At 42.2% G+C, this 23,032-nt stretch carries 16 protein-coding genes; 6 read left to right on the top strand and 10 right to left on the bottom strand.

Annotated features, from left to right (window positions below; all coding sequences use genetic code 11):
- The first annotated feature begins 26 nt into the window (after window positions 1-26).
- The 3 genes from panD (at window position 27) to AACZ11_RS07720 (ending at window position 2,564) form a co-directional block, all read left to right on the top strand.
- On the top strand, window positions 27-377 hold the full coding sequence (gene panD / locus AACZ11_RS07730) for an aspartate 1-decarboxylase (protein ID WP_034260263.1): 351 nt from the start codon (window positions 27-29) through the stop codon (window positions 375-377).
- A gap of 2 nt (window positions 378-379) precedes the next feature.
- Complete coding sequence (locus AACZ11_RS07725) at window positions 380-1,345, top strand: lysylphosphatidylglycerol synthase transmembrane domain-containing protein (RefSeq protein ID WP_290625826.1); 966 nt, start codon at window positions 380-382, stop codon at window positions 1,343-1,345.
- A gap of 64 nt (window positions 1,346-1,409) precedes the next feature.
- The gene (locus AACZ11_RS07720) at window positions 1,410-2,564 is read left to right on the top strand and encodes an alpha/beta hydrolase-fold protein (RefSeq protein ID WP_290625825.1); all 1,155 of its coding nucleotides are present in this window, start codon (window positions 1,410-1,412) and stop codon (window positions 2,562-2,564) included.
- A 188-nt stretch (window positions 2,565-2,752) separates the two neighbouring features.
- Here AACZ11_RS07720 and AACZ11_RS07715 read toward each other — a convergent pair whose 3' ends face one another.
- Both AACZ11_RS07715 and AACZ11_RS07710 read right to left on the bottom strand, forming a co-directional pair.
- Window positions 2,753-3,400 carry a response regulator transcription factor gene (locus AACZ11_RS07715; protein WP_290625824.1) on the bottom strand — a complete coding sequence of 216 codons (648 nt, stop codon included), beginning with the start codon at window positions 3,398-3,400 and terminating at the stop codon, window positions 2,753-2,755.
- A gap of 3 nt (window positions 3,401-3,403) precedes the next feature.
- Window positions 3,404-5,377 carry a sensor histidine kinase gene (locus tag AACZ11_RS07710; RefSeq protein ID WP_290625823.1) on the bottom strand — a complete coding sequence of 658 codons (1,974 nt, stop codon included), beginning with the start codon at window positions 5,375-5,377 and terminating at the stop codon, window positions 3,404-3,406.
- A 94-nt stretch (window positions 5,378-5,471) separates the two neighbouring features.
- On the opposite strand from AACZ11_RS07710, the gene radA reads away from it, so the two are divergent.
- Both radA and AACZ11_RS07700 read left to right on the top strand, forming a co-directional pair.
- Complete coding sequence (gene radA / locus AACZ11_RS07705; protein WP_290625822.1) at window positions 5,472-6,833, top strand: DNA repair protein RadA; 1,362 nt, start codon at window positions 5,472-5,474, stop codon at window positions 6,831-6,833.
- A gap of 75 nt (window positions 6,834-6,908) precedes the next feature.
- Complete coding sequence (locus AACZ11_RS07700) at window positions 6,909-8,273, top strand: acyl-CoA dehydrogenase family protein (RefSeq protein ID WP_290625821.1); 1,365 nt, start codon at window positions 6,909-6,911, stop codon at window positions 8,271-8,273.
- On the opposite strand, the gene AACZ11_RS07695 is transcribed toward AACZ11_RS07700, so the two are convergent.
- From AACZ11_RS07695 to AACZ11_RS07680, 4 genes are read right to left on the bottom strand one after another with little or no spacing between them, the layout of a single operon-like run.
- Window positions 8,270-9,301: an NADP(H)-dependent aldo-keto reductase gene (locus AACZ11_RS07695; protein ID WP_290625820.1), complete on the bottom strand. Its 1,032-nt coding sequence runs from the start codon at window positions 9,299-9,301 to the stop codon at window positions 8,270-8,272. The two genes, AACZ11_RS07700 and AACZ11_RS07695, sit on opposite strands and share 4 nt — an antisense overlap.
- Window positions 9,302-9,318: 17 nt before the next feature.
- On the bottom strand, window positions 9,319-10,278 hold the full coding sequence (locus AACZ11_RS07690; RefSeq protein ID WP_290625819.1) for an OmpA family protein: 960 nt from the start codon (window positions 10,276-10,278) through the stop codon (window positions 9,319-9,321).
- 9 nt (window positions 10,279-10,287) lie between these two features.
- Window positions 10,288-10,665 carry a DUF2255 family protein gene (locus tag AACZ11_RS07685; RefSeq protein ID WP_290625818.1) on the bottom strand — a complete coding sequence of 126 codons (378 nt, stop codon included), beginning with the start codon at window positions 10,663-10,665 and terminating at the stop codon, window positions 10,288-10,290.
- On the bottom strand, window positions 10,662-11,432 hold the full coding sequence (locus AACZ11_RS07680; RefSeq protein WP_290625830.1) for an exodeoxyribonuclease III: 771 nt from the start codon (window positions 11,430-11,432) through the stop codon (window positions 10,662-10,664). The genes AACZ11_RS07685 and AACZ11_RS07680 overlap by 4 nt, the downstream gene beginning before the upstream one ends.
- A gap of 122 nt (window positions 11,433-11,554) precedes the next feature.
- Here AACZ11_RS07680 and AACZ11_RS07675 point away from each other — a divergent pair, with 122 nt between their 5' ends.
- Window positions 11,555-14,968, top strand: a complete 3,414-nt coding sequence (locus tag AACZ11_RS07675; RefSeq protein ID WP_290625817.1) for a hypothetical protein — start codon at window positions 11,555-11,557, stop codon at window positions 14,966-14,968.
- A gap of 59 nt (window positions 14,969-15,027) precedes the next feature.
- Here the strand turns inward: AACZ11_RS07675 and AACZ11_RS07670 are convergent, their stop codons facing one another.
- The 4 genes from AACZ11_RS07670 to AACZ11_RS07655 form a co-directional block, all read right to left on the bottom strand.
- Window positions 15,028-17,946 (bottom strand): proprotein convertase P-domain-containing protein, encoded by a 2,919-nt coding sequence (locus AACZ11_RS07670; protein WP_290625816.1) that lies wholly within the window; start codon window positions 17,944-17,946, stop codon window positions 15,028-15,030.
- 268 nt (window positions 17,947-18,214) lie between these two features.
- Window positions 18,215-20,374, bottom strand: coding sequence for a T9SS type A sorting domain-containing protein (locus AACZ11_RS07665; RefSeq protein WP_290625815.1), 2,160 nt, complete (start codon window positions 20,372-20,374; stop codon window positions 18,215-18,217).
- 87 nt (window positions 20,375-20,461) lie between these two features.
- Window positions 20,462-21,997, bottom strand: a complete 1,536-nt coding sequence (locus tag AACZ11_RS07660; RefSeq protein ID WP_290625814.1) for a glycine--tRNA ligase — start codon at window positions 21,995-21,997, stop codon at window positions 20,462-20,464.
- Window positions 21,998-22,063: 66 nt separating this feature from the next.
- Window positions 22,064-22,945 carry a hypothetical protein gene (locus AACZ11_RS07655; protein ID WP_290625813.1) on the bottom strand — a complete coding sequence of 294 codons (882 nt, stop codon included), beginning with the start codon at window positions 22,943-22,945 and terminating at the stop codon, window positions 22,064-22,066.
- Between the last annotated feature and the right edge of the window lie 87 nt (window positions 22,946-23,032).

Raw genomic sequence — 23,032 nt, 5'->3', positions numbered from 1 at the left:
TGCCGTTAAATTAATACCTTTGCACCATGCAAATACATGTAGTAAAATCTAAAATTCACAGAGTCAAAGTTACAGGTGCCGACCTTAACTATATTGGCAGTATCACCATAGATGAGGATCTTATGGATGCGGCTAATATTATTGAAGGTGAAAAAATACAGATTGTCAATAATAATAATGGCGAGCGATTTGAAACCTACGCCATCCCGGGAACCCGCAACAGTGGTGAGATAACATTGAACGGAGCTGCCGCCAGAAAAGTGGCTCCGGGAGACATCCTCATTCTAATCACTTATGCGATTATGGAAGTTGAGGAGGCCAAAAAATTTAAACCTGCCTTGGTATTTCCGAATGAAGAGAACAACCTACTGACCTAGATTTGAAAAAGCCTGTCACTAAGTTCCTTAAGATCGCAATACCACTGGCGTTAGGGATTTTTCTTATTTGGTACTCTTATTCAAAGTTTTCACAGGAACAGCTTCAAGAGATTCAAGTGCATTTTGAGAATGCCAATTACTGGTTTGTCTCATTAGCGGTGTTCTTAGGCTTATTAAGTCACGTCTCGCGTGCGTATCGCTGGAACTTTATGTTGGAACCTTTAGGCTATCAACCAAAAGTGATCAACAATTTTATGGCGGTCTATATCGCCTACCTCATGAACATTTTTATACCAAAGAGTGGTGAGGTGTCACGTGCAGTAGTTTTAAGCAAGTACGAGAACGTACCATTCGATAAAGGGTTTGGCACCATTATTTCTGAAAGGATCGTCGACCTTATCTTTCTCTTTGGTTTTACCATAGCAGCACTTATGCTTCAGTTTGACGTGCTCTACGCCTACCTTACAGAGGTCATTCCGGCAAGAAAACTATTGGTAGCCCTTGTCATCATGGTGGCGTTGTCGGTACTTTTTTTACTGTTTCTGAAGTATTCCAGATCATTGCTTCAGCAAAAACTGAAAAATTTCTTCAACGGATTAAAAGAAGGGGTGCTGAGCATCCTCACGATGAAGAAGAAAGCCGCGTTCATACTGCACACATTCTTTATATGGGGTCTCTATCTACTTTCATTCTATGTAGCGACCTTTGCCCTTCCTGAAACCTCAAATATTGCTATGGGAACGATCATTATAACCTTTGTCGTAGGGAGTTTCTCATTCGCCTTCACGAACAGTGGGTTTGGATCCTACCCTTTCTTTGTGGCCGGAATCCTTGCCGTATTTGGGATCGCAGAGACCGTTGGGACTGCTTTTGGATGGATTATATGGACCTCGAACATTGCCTCAATCATCTTCTTTGGGGGGCTTTCATTTATTATGCTGCCAATTTATAACCGGGTAGGAAAGTAGTCTTGCTTCCGTACTACAGGAAATTCAAAATTTAGTATCTTTCGATCCTCAAAATTTCCTTTATATGAAGAAATACGTCCTGATATTCCTAACTTTCCTAATAGGATTTGCATCGCTGGCACAATCGAAGATTTTGTACGAAGAATTCAATTCATCAAAACTTGCCGAGCCGAGAAGACTTAAAATTCAACTCCCCCGAGATTATGAAACCAATACCGAAAAAGTTTACCCCATAATCGTAGTCTTGGATGCAAATTATTTGTTTGAACCCGTTGCCGGCAACGCCGATTATTTTGCCTATTGGGAAGATATGCCCGAATCCATCGTAGTGGGAATTATGCAAGGCGATAGCAGATATGAAGATTGTGATTATGACGACACCAACTTTCTCCCGGCTGATAAAGGAGCAGATTTCTTCGAATTTGTAGGACTGGAATTGATTCCCTATATCGATCAGAATTACCGTACCGCCAAGTTTGCCATTGCCGTAGGACATGATTTTACAGCTAACTTCATCAATTATTATCTCTTTAAAGACCCTCCATTATTCAATGGTTATATCAACCTAAGCCCCGATCCTGCTCCCATGATGATCGATCGTCTTGCTGAGCGGGTGCCTGCCATCCCCTCAAAGATTTTCTACTATTTGGCAACCGGTACCGACGATATCAAGGATTTAATGGAAAACGCCGAACGTCTCAATGCATTGCTCAAGCCTCAGGCAAGTAAAGAATTCAACTACTACTACGATAATTTTGAGGGCGCCACGCACTATTCATTGGTTGCTCGTGCGATCCCTTCGGCAATGGAAAAGATATTCTCTGTGTATCGTCCAATAAGCAAACAGGAATATACCGATAAGCTATTGAAAATGGAAACACCCATCCATCAATATCTAGTGGATAAGTATAAAACTATAGAAGATCTCTTCGGCATTACGAACCCCATTCGGGTAAATGACTTTATTGCAACTTGCAAAGCTGCAGAAAAGAAAAAGCAGTGGGAGTCACTACGAGAGATCGCCACTTTGGCACAACGGCAATATCCTAACACAGTATTGGGAGATTATTATATGGGTCGCTATTACGAAGAAACAGGCGATGCCAAAAAAGCGATGCGTACTTTTCAAGGAGCATATGATAAAGAAGAAGTGGACTTCATTACCATCGATATCATGCTTGACAAAGCCGATAAGATCAAAACCGATTTCGGGTATTAAAAACTGTCCGCAGCTCGATAAAACAAAACCCTCCAAAAGCAAATTGCTTTGGAGGGCTACATCTTTGGTTAATCAGTCTATTTTACTCCTCAATAAAATACCGTAATCGATAATGCTAAGATAAAGGAAATCCAGATCGTATGGTATACGTGAAACTACGTAATTATTACGTAGCCACACGTAGGGTATTAAATTTCGAGAATGGTATTCTTATGTGCCAATGCCCATCTCGTCAAGGCATTAGTGCCGCCTTCCAGTTCAAGTTTGGTAATGATGTTGCTGCGATGCTTTTCGACGGTTCGGGAGGAAACAAAAAGAGTTTCGGCTATTGAATTTGTATTTGTCTGTTGAGCAATAAGCTTTAGTATGGTTATTTCTGAAGGCGTAAGCAATTGTAATTTTTTAATTTCTTCCGAAGCATTTTTAAGGCTAAGAGCATCAAATGATGTACTGAAGTATTCGTTGTCTTCGAGAACAGCTTCAATGCACTTTTCAATCTCTTCAAAGGAATCCTCCTTCAATAAGTAGCCGTTTATTTGTAAAGCCTTGGCCTGCGTAATATATTCAGTATCCTTGTGAAAAGAAAGAATAATAAATTTTGTATTTACACCTTTGTCTTTGGCCGTTTTTATCACTTCAAAACCAGTAAGCAAAGGCATATCAATATCCAATAATCCAATCATAGGTTGATGTAGTAATATCATTTGCAATGCTTCCATTCCATTGGTGGCTTTGCCAAGTATGTGATAGCCGCATTTCTCTAACTCATCGAACAAGCCGGCGAGCAGCAATGGATGGTCATCGGCAATTACTATGGATATATTCTTTTTATTCACGGTCTAGGTTGGAATTTCAAGGGATATGGTGGTTCCGGAATTTGGCATGCTGTCTACACGCACTTGCGATCTAAGGATCTTGGCTCGTTCCAAAATGGTCTTCATCCCCATATGTTGAGTGCCGTTCAATTTTTCTGAATACGAGAACCCTATCCCATTATCTTTGATGACCGCCTCAATGCGACCGGCTTTTCGTTCGATGGTTACAGAGGCCGCTTTCGCTTCGGCATGTTTCACCATATTATTCAATACTTCCTGTATGATCCTGTACAAATGTAAGGAAGCTTCTTTAGAAAGTAGGTCGTCAATATTATCTAATTCATTGGTAAAGAAAATATTGGTGTTGGCATCCACCTCGTTGATCATGGACTCGATGGCTTTTGTTACTCCCAGTCTCTCTAAATTGGCAGGGTATAATCCGCGTGAGATCATTCGAAGTTCTTCGAGCGTACTCCCTGCCAATAGATCCATCTCCGGATCCTCTTTCATCTTTGTCTTTTTAGTGAGCAACATCAATTTTTGTCCAACACTATCGTGCAGTTCGCGAGCAACCCTAGTGCGCTCTTCTTCCTGAGCGCGTATAAGTTCTTGTGAGAATGATTCTTGGAGCCGCCCTCGTCGTTTGGCGGCATTGCGTGATCGGATTAAAACCACACCTGCAAACAAGGTAAACAAGCCAAATCCCCCAAACCATAACCATTGATTCTGAATTCTATTTTTAGCTGCTAACAGCTCAATGTCCTTCTTTTGTGTTGCGATCTTTGCGTCGCGTTTCCCGGTTTCATACAAAGTTTGATAATACGATAATGCCTTTGCCTTTTGAATGCTGTTAATGGAATCCTTTAGCTTTGTGAAGTTCTTAAAATGAATAAAGGCTTGCTCTCTATTGCCCATAGCCTCATAGGTTTCCGCCAAGAACTTTTCTGCTTCCTGGATCTCTTCGTAATGCGTTCCCCTATTTTTAATCGCCAAATGCTCCTTCCCATAAGTAAGGGCTTCACGATACTTGCTTTTTGCCAAAGCAACATGTTTTAGCGCGTCCAAGTAGGGTTCTCTGTTCCTTCCCTGTGTATATTTTTCCGGCGCAGCTTCAATGGCTGCTAGGAAATCATCCGCCAGTTCTAAACTATCCACTTCTGCGTAGGCGATCACATGAGCGGCTAATAATCCCGGGGCATAGTAATCCGGGTTACGGGTCTTTTGTGATGCTTTCAACGCTAATTTCAAATTGGCAATACGCTCATGCTGCTTTTCTTGTTTTCGGGCGTCTGTGGCAGCATTATAATAGAAAGAAACAAGATGTGCATAGCTTTGTATCTTCTGTGCCAGTGCAATAGCTTCGTCCCGCTCCGTCTTAGCTTCTTGAAAGAAAGCGTTTTGTCCGTATAGAATGGAAAGTGAGTTCTTTGCGCTTATACTATTGAATGTATCCTTCTCCTGCTCGAAGATCTTACCGGCCTCTTGCAGCACTTGGGATGCTTCAGAAAAAGCACCTAAAAAACTAAGGGTACCTCCCTTGTATAGTTTCGCAAGTCCAACGTATTTTAAGTTATTCGCTTTTCGCGCAAAAGTTTCAGCCAGATCATAATAGTAGATGGAGGTTTTATGATCTTCCAAAAAATAATAACTGTCTGCCCCTTCCAGATAGTACTTTGCCAACGTATTAGGATCCTTGATCTTTCTCGCTGTTGGGAGGAATTCCTTAAATATCATATTTCCCTTCTCGGCATCTCCCGTAATGTTATTCTGAAAGTAGATCCGGTTGGCCATGTGCCATGTGGCTATACGAAGCGAGTCCAAAGAAAGAGCATGCGCTACGGTCTCTGAAATAATAGAGTCATTTGAGAAATTAGTATTTGAAACGATGTGGGTGGATAAACTGTCCAATAATTTAAGTTTTTCTCCACCTTTTGAACGTTGGATTTGAGAGGTAAGGGAATGAACTATTTCTTCTGAAGGACTTTCTTGTGCCTTCATCGAAGCAAGGATAAATAATAAGCAAAAAAGCAATCCTACTTTCAACATACAACAGTCAATATTACTGTAAATATAACTATTTTAGCAGTGGATTATGGCAAAGACAAAAACTACTTTTTTCTGTCAGAATTGCGGTGCGCAGTTTGCCAAGTGGCAAGGTCAGTGCACTTCATGCAAGGAGTGGAACACCATTGCCGAAGAGGTGATTCAAAAAGCCGAAAAACCTGTTTGGAGTACACACGAAAGTCCCTCAAAGCGCATTGCGAAACCGCAACGTATCTCAGAGATCTCGGCACATTCCGAAGCACGGTTGGACACAAAGAACAACGAACTTAACAGGGTTTTAGGTGGCGGGATTGTACCCGGCTCGCTTACCCTTTTGGGAGGTGAGCCCGGCATTGGAAAGAGCACCTTAATGCTTCAGATCGCATTACAACTTCCCTTTAAAACACTCTATATATCAGGAGAAGAAAGCGCGCAACAAATAAAGATGCGCGCAGAACGCATTCAGCCTAACGCCACCAACTGCTATATCCTTACTGAAACCAAAACAAAGTTGATCTTCCGGCAAATAGAAGAGGTGTGTCCGGATATTGTTGTGGTCGATTCTATTCAAACCCTGCACTCTGAGGCTATTGAAAGTAGCGCAGGAAGTATCTCACAGATTCGGCAAACAACCACAGAACTTATAAAATTTGCCAAGGAGACGAACACACCTGTAATTTTAATTGGTCATATCACTAAGGACGGAACCATTGCCGGCCCAAAGATCTTAGAGCACATGGTGGACACTGTGTTGCAATTTGAAGGTGATCGCAACCATATTTACCGCATACTTCGGGCCAATAAGAATCGTTTTGGCAGTACTAACGAGTTGGGTATTTATGAAATGCAAGGGAACGGGCTGCGTGAAGTTTCAAATCCCTCCGAGATCCTAATATCCAAGAACGAAGAAGAGCTGAGTGGCACAGCCATTGCCGCGACTTTGGAAGGGATGCGACCGCTCATGATCGAAATCCAAGCATTGGTTAGTTCTGCCGTATACGGAACACCTCAACGAAGTGCCACAGGCTACAATGCCAAGCGGCTTAACATGATCTTGGCAGTCCTTGAAAAAAGGGCCGGTTTTAAATTAGGTGCGAAAGATGTGTTTTTGAATATTACCGGAGGTATTACCGTGGATGATCCGGCGATCGATCTTGCCGTTGTTGCCGCTGTACTCTCGTCCAATATTGATGTTGCCATAGAAAAGACCATGTGTTTTGCTGCCGAAGTGGGACTCGCCGGGGAAGTTCGCCCTGTGACTCGAGTGGATCAACGCATCTTGGAAGCAGAAAAATTAGGTTTTACCAGCATCGTAATTTCAAAATATTGTAAAGTAGAACGAAAAGACTACGCCATTCATATTCTTAAAGTTTCCAAGGTTCACGATGTCGTCCATCATCTTTTCGGGTAATATCGTATTTAACAATTCTTTGTGCGTTCTAAACAGTTGTAGCCAGTATCTTTAGTTGTTACTAAAGTATATATTATGGCACTTTTCAGAAAAATTAAACAGACCTTTTCCCTTTTACGCAGTGTGGATCTCGATGCCCTGGGCAAGATCTCTCAAAAAATAGATCTCCCGCAAGTGATGGCCGCTGTTGGTGAACTTGACGATCGACAGCTGCAGGGTCTAATGAAAATGCTGAAAAGCCAAAGCAAGAAAGGACAACATAAGCTCCCTCCCATAGACGGTGATTTTTATGACCTTAGTTTAAAATTAAGCCCGGAACAAAGAGAAATCCAATTAAAGGTGCGCAACTTCATGGAGGATGAAGTAAGACCTATTGCCAACGACTTTTGGAACAGGGCCGAATTTCCGCACCACATTATCCCTAAAATGGCCGAACTCAATATTTGCGGAATGGCTTACGAAGGGTACGGGTGTCCAAACCAGACCTTCTTAATGGAGGGTATCATGGCCATGGAACTTGCACGGGTCGATGTATCTATATCTACTTTTTTTGGGGTACACAGCGGATTAGCAATGGGTTCTATCTATCTCTGCGGAAGTGAGGAGCAAAAGAAAGAATGGCTCCCAAAGATGCAACGCATGGAATGTATAGGGGCGTTCGGACTTACAGAACCGGAGGTGGGATCTGCCGTTGCCGGAGGTCTAGGAACGACTTGTAGACAGGAAGGTGATGAATGGGTCTTGAACGGACAAAAGAAATGGATTGGGAACGCAACTTTTAGTGACGTGACTGTAATTTGGGCACGCGATGAAGCTTCCAATCAAGTGAAAGGCTTTTTGGTGCGTAAAGACACTCCGGGATTCACTGCAGAAAAAATGCAAGATAAAATGGCTCTTCGTACAGTTCAAAATGCACTTATTACACTGAACGATTGCCGTGTCCCTGAAGCAGATCGCCTTCAAAAGTGTGACAGCTTTAAAGATACAGCCAAGGTGTTGAAGATGACTCGCGCCGCTGTTGCCTGGCAGGCTGTGGGTTGCTCGCGTGGCGCCTATGAGAGCGCATTGAAATACACTAAAAAAAGAGAGCAATTTGGCAGACCCATTGCTTCTTTCCAATTGATACAAAACCATTTGGTGGAAATGGTCGCCAACCTTACCGCCATGCAAACTCTTTGTTTTCGACTTTCAGAATTACAGGATCAGAAGCTTTTGACGGACGAACATGCGTCATTGGCTAAAGTTTTTTGCAGCATGCGAACCCGAGATGTAGTGAGTCGGGCACGGGAGGTGATGGGTGGTAACGGTATTCTTCTGGAATACGATGTAGCACGTTTTGTTGCCGATGCGGAAGCCATATACTCCTACGAAGGCACCAAGGAGATCAATTCTTTGATCGTAGGAAGAGCCATCACCGGATACAGTGCCTTTGTTAGTTAAGGAGCCGGATTCGGGATTGTCGCGTGCACCGTGTTGATGGCTGTTATTATTTCTTCGGAAAGGTTTACAGAAATACTGCCTATATTCTCCTGTAGCTGTTCCACGGTCGTGGCACCCACAATGGTAGAAGTGACAAAAGGTTGCTGTCTAATAAATGCCAAGCTCATTTGAGTGAGGCTTAAGTCATGCTGCTGAGCGATCTCTTGATACTTTCTGGTAGCCTCAAAGGAGCCATCACCGTGATATCTCGAATAGTTTGGAAATAGAGTGACTCTTGCATGCCGAGGAGTAGCACCGTTCAAATACTTTCCGGTGAGCATCCCAAATGCCAAAGGAGAATACGGCAGATAACCAAGGTCTTCTCTCAGGATCACTTCCGACAATCCAATCTCGTCCCTTCGGTTCAATAAATTGTATGCGTTCTGTATCGATACCATCTTAGGTGCTCCTTTGCGGGCCTCCTCCATGTAACGCATGGCTCCCCAAGGTGTCTCATTGGACAGCCCCATATACCGGATCTTCCCTTGCTTCACGTATAAATTTAGGTGTTCGAGTGTCGCAGCAATGGTATCTTCCCATGCATCATTATGTATGTAGTCTCGACTCCCAAAAATATTCACACCCCGCTCGGGCCAATGCAATTGATATAGATCGAGATAATCGGTTTGAAGTCGTTTTAAGCTTTTGTGTAATGCATCGTCCAAAGCTTCCTTACTAAAGGAGAGATCTTTCCGGATGTGTTCAAAAAACCGATTGGGCCCTGTTATTTTCGATGCGAGGACCATTTTGTTCCTAACACCCTTTTTAGCAAACCAGCTGCCAATGATCGATTCGGTGCTTCCTTGGGTCTTTGGATTACCCGGCACCGAATACATTTCGGCGGTATCAATAAAATTAACGCCTTTGTCCAACGCCATATCCAGTTGCGCATGACCTTCAGCTTCAGTATTCTGTTGGCCCCAAGTCATACTGCCAAGACATATTCGACTAATTTTTAGATTGGTATTGGGCAGGATGGTATATTGCATAGCATGGCCTTTTATGGCTACAATTCATTTAATAATTTTGAGATCTCATCCAATTTAGGAGTCAAAATCACTTCAATTCGGCGGTTCTTAGACTTGCCTTCTGCAGTGGTGTTGGTAGCGACCGGAGCAAACTCTCCCCGACCGGCAGCTGTTAGGTTGTCTTTAGGAATTCCGGAATTTTCAGTAAGAATGTGTACAATAGCCGTAGCCCTTTTTGTGGAGAGATCCCAGTTGTCACTTATGTTACCGCTACCTCCATAAGGCACATTATCTGTATGTCCCTCTATAAGAACCGCGATCTCTTTATTTTGAGCCAACACTTTACCTAAGGCTACAACAGCTTCTCGCCCGCGTGCATTCACTGCCCAACTTCCACTTTCGAACAACAATTTATTCTCCATGGAAACATACACCTTACCATCTCTTTGTTCAACTGTGAGACCATTGCCTTCAAAATTAGTAAGTGCTGCAGAAATAGCTTCTTTAAGCGCGCTCATCTTCGCATCTTTGGATGCAATGATGGCCTCCAATTCTTCAACGCGTTGAGACCGAGCTGCAAGGTCCTTCTTAAGTTTTTCCAATCGTTCATTTTCCAATGCCAAGGCTTTTTCCTTCGCTTCCAATTGTGTTAGCAATTCTCGATTTAACGCCAAGTTATCACTAAGAGCCGCAGAGCTGTTTGCCTCCAGCGCATCATACGATTCTTTGAGGCGGTTATAGTTATTTTCACAGGCTGCAAGATCCATGTCCAGTCGGCTCTTTTCGGAATTTAGTTCTTCGATCCTGTCTTTCAGAATATCCACAGAATAGACCTTTCCATCGCTAGCCGCATTATCCAGTTGTGCCATCAAGGCTTCATTTTCGGCTTTCAACATATCGTACCGAGATTTGAGGTCGTCGTAGATCTTCGATGAAACACAAGAGTTCATGAATAATAGGGCAGAAATAGCCCAAATTCCCTTCAGAATCATTTTCATAGTATACAGTTAAGTAGGTTTATAAAATAGTTCGAGTGTATAATCATAATACTCCGGCTGACTGATCCCCTGTGCGTAGTATATATTTTTTTCTTCAGTATAACGAGAACGATAGGCCGTATCGATTTGTTGGTGCACAGCATCCTCCTTCAGTACTTTCAACCCCGTAACATCCAAAACGACTGCTCCAAATTTTAATTGTCCGACGCCTTCTTCCAAAAATGCGGTATACCAGCTCTTTTCACTTTTGTTCCAACTTCGTGCGAAGACCCGATCTCCCACGGTCACAACCCAGATCTCCAAAAAGGTCTCTCGTTGAAGCCCACCTTTGATCTCTGTATAGTTATGCGTGTCAAGATGTGCAAAAAATTCGGTTGGAAAACTCATCTTTCTAAGGATAATTCTACTAAATGCGGACAATGATCACTGTGGTAGGCGTCAGGTAATATTACCGCTCGTTTTAATTTTTTTTCCAATGGTTTTGCCACCATATTGTAATCAATACGCCAACCTTTATTGTTTGCTCGCGCATTGGCGCGATAGCTCCACCAAGTATAGTGATGAGGTTCTTTGTTGAAATGCCTAAAGGAATCTATAAATCCGCTTTTAATAAAACCATCTATCCATTTGCGCTCTACGGGAAGAAACCCCGATACATTCTTGTTACGCACAGGGTCGTGAATATCGATGGCTTCGTGACAAATATTGTAATCGCCACAAATGATTAAGTTGGGAATTTCCTTTTTCAAGGTGTCTATATATGTTTGAAAATCTGCCATATAGGTAAGCTTATGGTCCAAGCGATCCAAATTGGTGCCACTTGGAAGGTATAAGCTCATTACGGAAACGTGATCAAAATCGACACGTAAATTTCTTCCTTCCGCATCCATATATTCAATTCCCGTCCCATACTCTATATGGTTGGGCTTTATTTTTGAAAAGATCGCAACACCACTATACCCTTTTTTCACGGCACTAAACCAATAATGATATGGATATCCGGCAGCTTCAATGGCTTCAACCTCTACCTGATCGAAATTAGCCTTGGTTTCCTGTAAACAGATCACATCGGGACTTGCTGCTTGCAACCAATTCAAAAAACCCTTTCGCATTGCAGCGCGTATGCCATTCACATTGTACGAGATAATCTTCATATCGTATCCTTCTTTATACCGTACTAAATTAAATAACATTGTATTTTTACAAGGAACATCGGCAAAAAGATTTTAAAAAACAATCAACAAAATAAAGTAGGCTGTGTTTAGTTGTATACCTAATGAAATACTTTCTTACTCTTATTCTCTTTGCAGTGACCTTTACCATGGTTGCTCAGGATACCACTTCCAATTACAGAAGTAAGAAGATCGTTGTTCGGGATACGATTCAAATAGACAGTGTAAGTATCAATCCCAGCCGCTTCTATATTGAAGGAGCTGCCGGCGCTACGATCGATTCGGTCTTGTATAGGGTAGATTACAGCAGAGCGCAACTCATTCTTTCGGAAGCAGCACAAACAAGCGATTCGATCACGATCCATTATTTACGTTATCCCAAATTCTTAGTACAAGAATACTTTGCCCTAGACCCTAAGATCATTTCTGAAAGTACCGGCAGTATCGAAAAATTGTATTCCTTGGACAAATCCAATCAGCAAGGGGAATTTACCCCTTTTGAAGGATTAAACACGGTAGGTAGTATTTCTCGAGGGGTGACCATTGGAAACAATCAAAATGCCGTGGTAAATTCAGAATTGGACCTGCAGATCACAGGCCAACTAAGTGAAAAAGTATCCATACGGGCATCCATACAAGATGCCAACATCCCTACACAAGAAGGCGGTTATTCCCAAAGTTTGGATGAATTTGACCAAATATTCATTGAGCTGTATAGTGATAATTGGAACATTCGAGCCGGTGATGTAGACCTTCAAAATTCAACAAGCTATTTTGCCCGTTTTAACAAAAAGGTACAAGGGATTTCACTGGGCGGAACACTCACCCATAACGATGGTTCCAAAACCTCGGCATTTGCCGCCGGCGCACTGGTACGAGGTGTTTTTGCCAGAAGTAGTTTTGTGGGACAGGAAGGAAATCAAGGCCCCTATAAGCTTGTGGGACCTAACGGTGAACTTTTCATCCTAATTGTATCGGGGAGTGAGCGCGTGTATGTAAATGGCATCTTACTCACACGGGGTGAAAACGAGGATTACGTGATCGACTATAACGCCGGCGAGATCAAATTCAACCCTATCTACCCGATCACCAACAACATGCGCATTTCGGTAGAGTATCAATATACCGATAGGAATTATACTCGCTTTATAGGATACGGTGGCGGGGGCTACAGCACCGATAAATTAGATATTGGCGTGTATGCCTATTCCGAAAACGACGCAAAGAACCAACCTTTGCAGCAAAATCTTTCAGAAGAACAGGTTGGCATCCTGCAAGCTGCCGGAGACGATCGTGAAAATATGACGGCCCCTTCGGCCGTTCCGGAAACCTTTTCAGAAAATAAGATCCTCTACCGAAAAGAGACGGCGAACGGTGTTGAGATCTTTGTCTTCTCGAACAATCCGGAAGAGGAATTGTTCAACGTACGATTCACCTTGGTAGGGGCCAATATGGGGAATTATATAATTAGCGATGCCGGAGCCATTAGCAGGATCTTCGAATACGTTCCGCCGGTGAATGGAATTCCACAAGGTAACTACGAGCCAATTATCCAGTTGACCGCACCAACAAAACTACAAATTGGTGGATTAATGGGAAATTACCATCCTTCTGAAAAGACCACAATTGATTTTGAAGTGGCGGGAAGCAAGAACGACCTTAACCTATTCTCATCACTCGATGATGGTAATAACGATGGTTTTGCAGGGCGTCTAGCTGCCCGACAAAGGTTTTTAACAACGACCGATACGCTGAAGGTAGACGGTTTTGCTTCAGCAGATTATATACATCAAGATTTCCGAAACATTGAGCGTGTCTACAACATCGAGTTCAACAGGGATTGGAACCTTATTGCGCCCATGGGAGACCAATCCTTTATTATTTCGGGAGTTGAAGCCTTTCACCCAAAGCATGGCACTGCCCGCTATGAGTTTCAGCAATTGGATTTTTCAGAAAATTATTCCGGTTCTCGCCATGTGGGAAGCACGAATGTACGATTTGATAAACTACAGCTGTATTCGCAAGGAAGCTACTTAAAAGGGAGCGGCGATTCGTTGGATTCAAAATTTGCACGTCATAATTCTTTGGTCACCTATTCGATGAAGAAATCTTGGATAGGTGGAAAAATTGCGTTCGAGGACAATCAAGTGAGTACTGCTCAAACCGACAGTCTTTCTCCCGTGAGTCAGAAATTCAGATCGTATGAAATCTTTTCGGGTATAGGCGACAGCACTAAGATTTTTGTGGAAGTGGGTTACAGAAGACAGTCCAACGATAGTTTACGTCAGAACATCTTGCAAAAAGTGAACAGTTCTAACACCTATTTTCTAAAATCAAGACTCATAAACGGCCAAGATGCTCAACTTTCGGTATTTGCCAATTACCGTACACTTAAAGATGAGTTTGGAACGAACGAAGATGAGAAATCCCTAAATTCCAGGATTCTATACAACCAAAGCATCTGGAACGGTGGGGTAAGTTTGAATACGGTCTTATCTTCTAACAACGGTGTGATCCCCAGGCAAGAATTCACGTACGTAAAAGTGGATCCCGGTCAAGGAATCTATACCTGGAACGATTACAATAACAATGGCATTCAGGAACTAGATGAGTTTGAGATCGCGCAATTTCAGGATGAGGCCGAGTATGTTAGGATCCTATTGCCTAATCAGGTTTTTATAAAGATCCGTCAGAATCAATTTAGCCAAATCCTTACGCTAAACCCAAGAACTTGGGAGAATAAAGAGGGCTTCAAAAAATTCCTATCACATTTTTACAATCAAACTTCGTACATCTTAGATAGAAAAGTTCAGCGCAGGAATGACGGATTCAATATCAATCCGTTCGAAGACGGCGGTGACGACCAATTGGGCTTGGTTCTTAATTTCAGAAATGCCTTGTTCTTCAATCGCGGGAAACAGCATTATACGACCAGTTATACCTATATCACCACTTCCAGCGATAACTTGCTTTCACTTGGGCTTCAGAAGAATCGACTGAAAAGTCATCAATTGGCTTTCAACCACAAGATATGGGAGAGTTGGTTGGTGAATGTAAGGAGTTCCTTGGGTTTTACTGAAAGTATTTCAGAGAATTTCGGATCACGAAATTATACCATAGACAGTTACGAGCTTGCTCCCAAACTATCGTATCTTCTCAATGCGCAGACGCGGTTCGATGTGTTCTACAGTTACGGGAACAAGGACAACCAAGTGGGAGATATGGAGTCGCTTTTACAACAAAAAGGAGGCGTTTCTTTTGGATTTAGTAATGTAGAGAAGATCTCGCTTAATGGAGAGTTCAGCTATATTGAAAATACCTTTGAAGGAAGTGCTTTTTCTCCGGTCGCATATCAGATGCTAGAGGGCCTTCAGCCCGGTACCAATTTTACTTGGAACCTTTTGCTTCAGAAGCGTATTACCAAATATTTGGATGCGAATTTGTCTTACTTCGGAAGGAAAAGTGAGACTTCCAAGACTGTCCATACCGGAAGCATCCAACTGCGTGCCTTCTTTTAATAAAAAAACCCTCAATCTCTTGAGGGTTTTTTGTTAATACGCAATTAATTCCGAAGCAATTAACGAACGATCAATCGTTTTGCGCTTCCGTATTGATTGTTTCCAATGCGAACGATATATACGCCCGTAGCTGCATAAGACATATCCAGATCATAGAAATACCCCTTACCATCCTCATTATCGAGTCTGTAGCTAAGTAAGGTTTGGCCCAAAAGGTTGGTCACGGTAAAGGTCATACGCTCTGTAACGGTAGTTGTAGGCAGTTGAATCTGGAATTGATTGTTGCCCTTTTCAAGGATTACCAACTCGCTATTGTCGATGAAATTATCATCCACACCTAAAGCATCATCTCCACATAACTGAAGTGACCAGCTGGTCAATGCTCCTCCATCCAAATTAGCATCATCTGTAATTTCTAGAGTCCAATCTCCTAGAGATGACATACCGTCAAAATCTGATAGGTCCCCTTCCGGCTGGAAGCTCCCTGTAAATGGCGCTGTTCCGATAGTTATAGAGGTTGCTGCTTCATCATCGAATACTGTATTGATCATGTTATCCCCGGATCCGCCATTATCTGTGGAAAGTTCCACGCGAGTTCCATCGGGTCCTTCCAAAAAGATATCTAAGTCTCCCGTAAAGGTATGAGTAAGGTTAATTGTGACGTTCACATCGTTGATAGTTATATCATCTACAATGCTTATGATCGATTCGGTCACTGTCCCTCCATTGGGCCCAATAGGCATAGAAGTCGCATTAGTTTCTGTATTACATGATAAATTAACAACCTCTTTAGTAGTGGCATCGTTTGAATTGTCCCCATCTGCCGCAAGTTGAGTACTAGATTCAATTGTATAGGTCCCGGGGGCTGAAAGATCTGCCAATGTTGCAAACGTATATGAAAGTGTAGCTCCCGGAGCGATTGGTCCAGCAACAGTTTCCACTACCGGAGTTCCTCCATTTACCGTGTACGACACATCAAAATTAGATTGAGCTGCTGTTCCGAAATTTTCCATCGTGATCGTTACAGTCTCATTCCCAAGACCTTCTCCTGTATTTGGAGATGTGATGGCTGTTGCTCCAATATCGGCTGCAAGAATATGTGTGATATTCTCCGTTGTGCTATTGTTGGTATTGTCTTCATCGCCCACAAAATTAGTTGCGACCGTAACTTCATAGGTTTGACCTTCTGTAGACATATCTACGGTAGCCGTAAAGGTATACTGGGCAGAAGTAGAAGAAGGAATTGTTCCTGTAAATACTTCGTTTGCAATCAAACTTCCATCAACCGTTAACGACAATGGAATGTTCGATTGGTCTAACTGTCCGTAATTAAAGATGGTAACTGTTATTTGTTCGGCATTGGAAAGATCTCCATCCACTGGACTATCGATTGAAACAGCTCCAAGATCAACATTGAAATTAGGTGCGATCTTGAAAACTCCTACAACGTCTTTTCGCCCGTTATTCATATATTCATTGATAAACCAAAAGGTCTTGTCATCATCCGGATCGATATCGATCTTGCTGTAATCACCGTATCTCAATCCCGGAATGTTTGCATTTCCGTTGGCGATAAGTTCTTCAGCGATTGTCATCGTGTTGAGTGGATCTGAAGCAAAACGCCCGGTATAATATGAGCTTACACGTACTGTTGATGGTGTTGTAGGACCGGACATGGAAGAATATCCCATTCCAATATTCCCTTGAATATCCATCATCATACTTGCGTGCCAAGCATGTCTTCCATCGGGAGCGGTATACGTTCCCTCTTGGTGGATCGTCCATGGTTGTCCATCACCTGTCTGGCGAAGCTCGAACCATCGTACCCCCGCCAATTCTCCGGAAGAGGCATCTGTATCCACAACAAAGTTAAATACAGCAGAATTATGCCCACCAAATTTTCTGAACTGGGCTTGATTCATGATCGTTGCCTGTAGTGCATCGATCGCAATCCCTCCACCGGGTTGTGTAAGGTTAGAAAAACTACCCCCGTCAAACACCGAAATAAAAGGAGTGGTATTGAGTTGGTTGGGAGCAGATACTGTTGAGTTTGCAGGAGTATCCCAGTCGACATCAATTGTCCAGACCTTAATATGGTCCTGTGAAACTCCCGCCCAGGCATCGTCTTGAAGGTAAACCACGGGAAGGCTACCTGCAGCGGGCATGTTGTCATCGGTTACATTCAAGGCTTGTGGGCTGTAAAAGCCACTGGTTGCAATTCCCGGAAGGTTGAATCCTTGGATCCCTGCAGCAGGATTTCCAAGAAGCATCTCGGCGCGTTCCATCGCCCACACTTTATTTGCAGATGAAGTATTATCGGTTAAATAATATCCATCGCTCCAAACCGATAATTTTTGGTAGTCATTGATTTGACTAATGGTGTATACAAACCATCCGTCATTTATTGGATCCGGCCCATCCGATACCGCAATTTGAGCTCCGGCTCCTAAGAAACTCACCACCCAACGATCGGCAGCTTTGTCATAAGAAACTGTAAGGTCACAACATCCTCCCGAAGGAAAAATTGCAGGATTGGGCGAAGTTTGCGGTAATAACTGATTTCCGGATTTGTCGTAAATGGTAAAGCCGGTATTGAACACTACGAGTACATGATTAGGTCCTACAGCCAAAGAAGGATCTGTAGGTTGTGAACTTGATGAGGCAGCATCAAATACTAAAATAGGTGCTTTACCATCGATCTTTTGTGTAAGGGGATGCTGATTACGAACAAAATAATCGTCTTCAGTTTGTGCATCTTTTCCAATAATCACTTTGTTTCCGGATGCTCTGCCGTCTTGTGCTTCTTTGTCTGACACCTCGGCAGGTTTTAATTCAGACATCCGTGAAGCGATTGAAGGAACGTATTCCATCGAGCTTACTTTCCCGGAGTAAAATGCTCCCTCCGATTGAATCTCTTGTGCTTTTACCATAAAAGTAATGGTAAAGAACACCAAGAAAAGAGAAATTTTAGATTTCATAATTTTAAATTTTACAATTACAATTTTAAGATTTGTTTAAGAAACCAAGATACTACCATTTTCTGAAATCTCCATACAATTAATTTACAATTATAAAAACATAAATACTTTATTTACAGCGTATTATCATTTCTTTTTCCTATCGATCAACTAGAGCTTTTTGATATCACTTGCACGGTATGGATTTAAATTTAGGTATTTGGAATAAAAAAGAGCGAAGGGTTTCTTCGCTCTTTTTAAAATTATATCAGGTATTGTGAGGGATAGATTACTTCACAATAATTTTTGCAGATTTTTCGAAAGATCCGCTTCCCATTTTTACAAGATACACACCACTAGCAACATAAGACATGTCAAGATCGTATGTAAATTTGTTACCCTGATTCACTAAATTATTGAATACTAGAATTTTTCCGTTAATATCATACACACTAATTGGCAATACATCACCATATGATGTGTTCAATACGATCTCAAATCTCTTATTATCTGTAGAAGAAATAATCATTTCAGCATTTGCGATTTCAAGATCGGAGACAGATAATAGCACTTCGTTACGAACATTCTCTGCATAGTAATCATTATCGGTAAAGTTATCTCCCGCTAAATTTGTATTGGTTTCAATACGATACAGCTGATTTTCAATAGAAAGATCGGCCGGAACTGTAAACGTATATGTGTCTGTTGCACCGGCGGCAATGGAGCCTGTATAGGTCTCACTCACCAAAGTTCCTCCATCCACGCTGTAGGTTACAGGAATATTCGTTTGTGTCGCAGTACCGTAATTTTTAATGGTTACAGTAATATCTTCGGCATTACTTAACTCTCCGCTATCCGGTGTAATATTGACAATTGCAACGTCATTAGCCGGCAAGGTATTTTCCAAATTGAAAGCTCCTACGATATCTCTTCGGTTCGAATTAAAATACTCGTCAATAAACCAAAAATCTCTTGCATTGGATGGATCTACGGTTAAATGTGTATAATCTGCATAGCGAAGGTTGTTATTGTTCCCTGATCCCTGTCCAATTAAACCTTCGGCAAAGGTCATTGTTCCTAAAGCATCTCCTTGTAAACGACCCGTATACCGAACCGAAACACTTTGGGCCGTACTAACCGAGCTGTATCCCAATCCGATATTTCCGTAAATATCCATTGCCATACTTCCTGCAAAAGCATGTCTCCCGGCAGTTGGAGTTATGTAAGTACCTTCTTGATGTATCGTCCAAGGCATCCCGGACTCTGTTTGACGCAATTCATACCATCGAATCCCGGCTAATTCCCCGGCAGTAGGATCTGTATCTACTACAAAATTAAATACAACAGAGTTATACCCGTCAAATTGACGATATTGGGCTTGATTCATAATTGTAGCCTGTAAGGCATCGATATCGGGTCCGGAAGGCTGACTTAAATTTGAGAAAGATCCCCCATCAAAAACACTAATAAAATCTGCTGTAGTCAATTCTTGAGGAGCAGAAATAGTTGAATTCCCCGGTGTATCCCAATCTACATTTATAGTCCATATCTTTAAATGGTCGTCACCAACACCAGCCCAGGCATCATCTTGCAAATAAACCACATTGAAGTTTCCGGGTTCGGGATGTGAGCCCCCTGTGTGGTGAAAACCTTGAGGACTGAAGAAACCACTTGTCACAATACCTCCTAATTGAAAACTTTGAAATTGTGCAGGATTTCCTTCCAACATTTCCTCTCGCTCTACTGCAAACACTCTACGTGTCCCGATATTGGCAGTTACGTAATAGCCATCAGGCCAAACCGAAAATTTTGTATAATCAGGAAAACTTCCAGTCCCAAATCCCGTAGTATACACATACCAACCATCATTTACCGGGTCCGGTCCTTGAGATACAGCTACGTTGAAACCGTTTGGAGAGGCATCGAATTCGGTAATAAGAAAACGGTCGGCCATTTCATCATATAAGACAATAGGATCTCCAATTGCATTTCCGGGAAAGATAGTAGCTAATGATGCCTCCGGCGTTAAAGGGTTACCGGCCTTATCAAAAATTCTAAATGCTGTATTCCACGCAGCTACGTAATGATTTGGCCCTACGGCACCGGTAGGATCAGATGGTGTAGCTTGTGAAATGTCTGCTTCGAAAACGAGTAAAGGAGCACGTGTATCACGGGTTGCCGGAGTAGTTTGAACAACGGGATCCGGACCCATAGATCCTTTTCCGGGTACTACGCTATTACCATACTGTCTTTTAGGACGACCCTCTTTAGGTGTATTGTCTGCAGCAATAAAGGTTCCGTCGCTCATTTGCTTTGCGATGCTAGGAACAAGTATCGGATCTGCTAAAAATCCTGAATCGGTAGGTCCCGAATTCCCCGTATCCTGCGCAGTTACGGATAGTGTACATGCCGCCATTAGCAGTACAAAAAAATAATTTTTTAGTTTCATTAGAATGATTTTTTTAATTTATAAACGTTAAAAAGTTCATAAAAATAGTCATTCCGCCGCTTTTAAAAAAGAGAAACCTTCTCTATTTTATTGTAGCCAAGCCTTATATGAAATGCTGCTATGTATTTTTTCTGAAATATCTGAAATAGCAATGCGTTCTTGTTCCATGGAATCCCTGTAACGAATCGTTACGGTTTCATCCTCTTTTGTTTGATGATCTACGGTGATACAAAAAGGGGTCCCTGCGGCATCCTGCCTTCTGTAACGGCGGCCTACTGCGTCTTTCTCATCATACACGACATTATAGTCCCATTGTAACGTATCAATAATGGACTGCGCAATTTCAGGAAGACCTTCCTTTTTTAATAGGGGTAATACTGCTGCTTTTACGGGAGCTAGAATAGAAGGAATCTTTAGTACCGTACGGGTGCTTCCATCCTCTAAAGTTTCTTCCTGCAATGCCGTACTTAGTACTGCTAAGAACATGCGATCCAAGCCTATAGACGTTTCTACTACATAGGGTGTATAATTCTTGTTAAGCTCGGGATCGAAGAATTGTAATTTCTTTCCACTATATTCTTCATGTGCTTTCAAGTCGAAATCGGTCCTGGAATGAATTCCCTCCAATTCCTTGAACCCGAATGGAAAGTTAAATTCAATATCGGCTGCAGCATTGGCATAGTGCGCCAATTTCTCATGGTCGTGAAAGCGATAGTTTTCGGCTCCCAAACCTAATGAAAGGTGCCATTTCAATCGAGTCTCTTTCCAGTATTCGTACCATTTCATCTCCTCTCCAGGACGTACGAAAAATTGCATCTCCATTTGCTCAAATTCCCGCATTCTGAAGATAAACTGTCTTGCGACAATCTCATTCCTAAAAGCCTTTCCTGTTTGAGCAATTCCAAATGGGATCTTCATCCTTCCCGATTTTTGGACATTCAAGAAATTCACAAAGATTCCTTGGGCTGTTTCCGGTCTAAGATATAAATCTGTTGCACTCTCTGCAGAGGCTCCTAATTTTGTTCCAAACATGAGGTTAAATTGTCGCACTTCGGTCCAGTTCTTACTTCCTGTATCGGGATCGGCTATGCCCAGTTCCTCTATAAGAGCCTTTACATCGGCAAGATTTTCAGACGCCAAAGAACGTGCCATTCGCTCCAGAATCTGTCGTTGTTCGGTTCTGTAACGTATCACCCTATCATTCGTTGTCACAAACTGCGCTTCATCAAAGCTCTCCCCAAATCGGTTTCGGGCCTTTTCAATTTCCTTCTCCGCCTTCTGATTCAATTTTTCGGCATAATCTTCGATCAAAACATCGGCGCGATATCTCTTTTTAGAATCTTTATTGTCGATAAGCGGGTCGTTGAAGGCATCAACGTGACCGGAGGCCTTCCAGGTAGTAGGATGCATCAAGATTGCAGCATCGATACCAACAATGTTTTGGTGCAAGTACACCATGCTTCGCCACCAATATTCACGGATGTTCTTTTTTAGTTCGACACCATTTTGGGCATAATCGTATACCGCGCTCAAGCCGTCATAAATCTCACTGGACGCAAATATGAATCCGTATTCCTTTGCGTGCGAGATTACTTTTTTAAATTGATCTTCGTTGTTTGCCATAGCGCAAAAATAAAAAAACCGCTACGATAACATCGTAGCGGCTTCTCTTTTTTAAATCAATTTTTTTTACTTAAGCTCCATGGTGGTCGTTGCCACTTGTTTTGGACCGTCAAAAACATTGATCACATAGCGTCCCTCAATAAGATCTGCTTCGGTGGCATCCACTAAAACACACACGTCCAATTCTTCATTCTCATAAAAAACCTTGGTGCTTTCACTATAGTTCAGCATTCCGTTCTCAAATTCTAGCGTAGCTTTTTTACCTAATAAATTGTTTCGCGGATTGATCACCTGAACATATAAAGTTCGGTCCCCTCTTTCAGCAATTGGATTGGGCGTCAATGTGAAGCATGCACGTACTTTATCGGCACGACTTGATCTTCTTGTATCCACTACTTTACCGCTACTTCGCACGATCACGGCTTCTCCGCGAAGGTCTACCGCGTTAACGACAGATCCTTTTTTAATGGTTTCAGCCATGGCAACATTCTTTTCATTTACAGAATCTACCACTTTAATAGTATTGCTGAGTACTACGTTGGTGCTGTCGCGTTCCATTGCGAGCATTTGATTGGCCGCAATTAAGCTATCAGCTCTTTTAAATAACATCTTGCGCTCTTCCTTAAGTCTGCCTACCTCAGCTTTATACCGCTCGATCAAGCCAACATTGGCTTCCATTCCTTTCACTGAATCAAGTAAGACCTCGATCCTGGCACGGGCCGCTAACAGATCTTTGTCCTTAAGTTCGTTGTCTTGAATGATCTCATCGTAATTAGCGATAAGCTCTTCCAGTTCTGTTTCAATTTCTACCTTTTGTTTCTCTAGCCCGGTTACCGTATTTTTACTATCGTTGTAAAGGGTAACTGTGTAAACAGCCAAAGCGATTAATAATGCAGAAAGTACACCAATTAAAACTTTAAATTTAGTGCTATTGGTTTCTGTGGTCATAATGTATGGTTTATAATAGATTTAGGGGGTAAAAGTACTACGAGAAACAACACCGAAACGTTTACGAAATGGTAAAATATATTAAAA

Source organism: uncultured Altibacter sp., assembly GCF_963972995.1.
Taxonomy (GTDB): domain Bacteria; phylum Bacteroidota; class Bacteroidia; order Flavobacteriales; family Flavobacteriaceae; genus Altibacter.
The sequence above is the reverse complement of the archived record's forward strand: the minus strand, read 5'-3'. Positions and strand labels throughout refer to the sequence as shown.

What these genes read in the sequence shown, in the direction of transcription:
- panD (WP_034260263.1), top strand. Translation starts at nt 27, where the DNA reads ATGCAAATACATGTAGTAAAATCTAAAATTCACAGAGTCAAAGTTACA.
- AACZ11_RS07720 (WP_290625825.1), top strand. Translation starts at nt 1,410, where the DNA reads ATGAAGAAATACGTCCTGATATTCCTAACTTTCCTAATAGGATTTGCA.
- AACZ11_RS07710 (WP_290625823.1), bottom strand. Translation starts at nt 5,377, where the DNA reads ATGAAGGCACAAGAAAGTCCTTCAGAAGAAATAGTTCATTCCCTTACC.
- radA (WP_290625822.1), top strand. Translation starts at nt 5,472, where the DNA reads ATGGCAAAGACAAAAACTACTTTTTTCTGTCAGAATTGCGGTGCGCAG.
- AACZ11_RS07700 (WP_290625821.1), top strand. Translation starts at nt 6,909, where the DNA reads ATGGCACTTTTCAGAAAAATTAAACAGACCTTTTCCCTTTTACGCAGT.
- AACZ11_RS07695 (WP_290625820.1), bottom strand. Translation starts at nt 9,301, where the DNA reads ATGCAATATACCATCCTGCCCAATACCAATCTAAAAATTAGTCGAATA.
- AACZ11_RS07690 (WP_290625819.1), bottom strand. Translation starts at nt 10,278, where the DNA reads ATGAAAATGATTCTGAAGGGAATTTGGGCTATTTCTGCCCTATTATTC.
- AACZ11_RS07685 (WP_290625818.1), bottom strand. Translation starts at nt 10,665, where the DNA reads ATGAGTTTTCCAACCGAATTTTTTGCACATCTTGACACGCATAACTAT.
- AACZ11_RS07680 (WP_290625830.1), bottom strand. Translation starts at nt 11,432, where the DNA reads ATGAAGATTATCTCGTACAATGTGAATGGCATACGCGCTGCAATGCGA.
- AACZ11_RS07675 (WP_290625817.1), top strand. Translation starts at nt 11,555, where the DNA reads ATGAAATACTTTCTTACTCTTATTCTCTTTGCAGTGACCTTTACCATG.
- AACZ11_RS07670 (WP_290625816.1), bottom strand. Translation starts at nt 17,946, where the DNA reads ATGAAATCTAAAATTTCTCTTTTCTTGGTGTTCTTTACCATTACTTTT.
- AACZ11_RS07665 (WP_290625815.1), bottom strand. Translation starts at nt 20,374, where the DNA reads ATGAAACTAAAAAATTATTTTTTTGTACTGCTAATGGCGGCATGTACA.
- AACZ11_RS07660 (WP_290625814.1), bottom strand. Translation starts at nt 21,997, where the DNA reads ATGGCAAACAACGAAGATCAATTTAAAAAAGTAATCTCGCACGCAAAG.
- AACZ11_RS07655 (WP_290625813.1), bottom strand. Translation starts at nt 22,945, where the DNA reads ATGACCACAGAAACCAATAGCACTAAATTTAAAGTTTTAATTGGTGTA.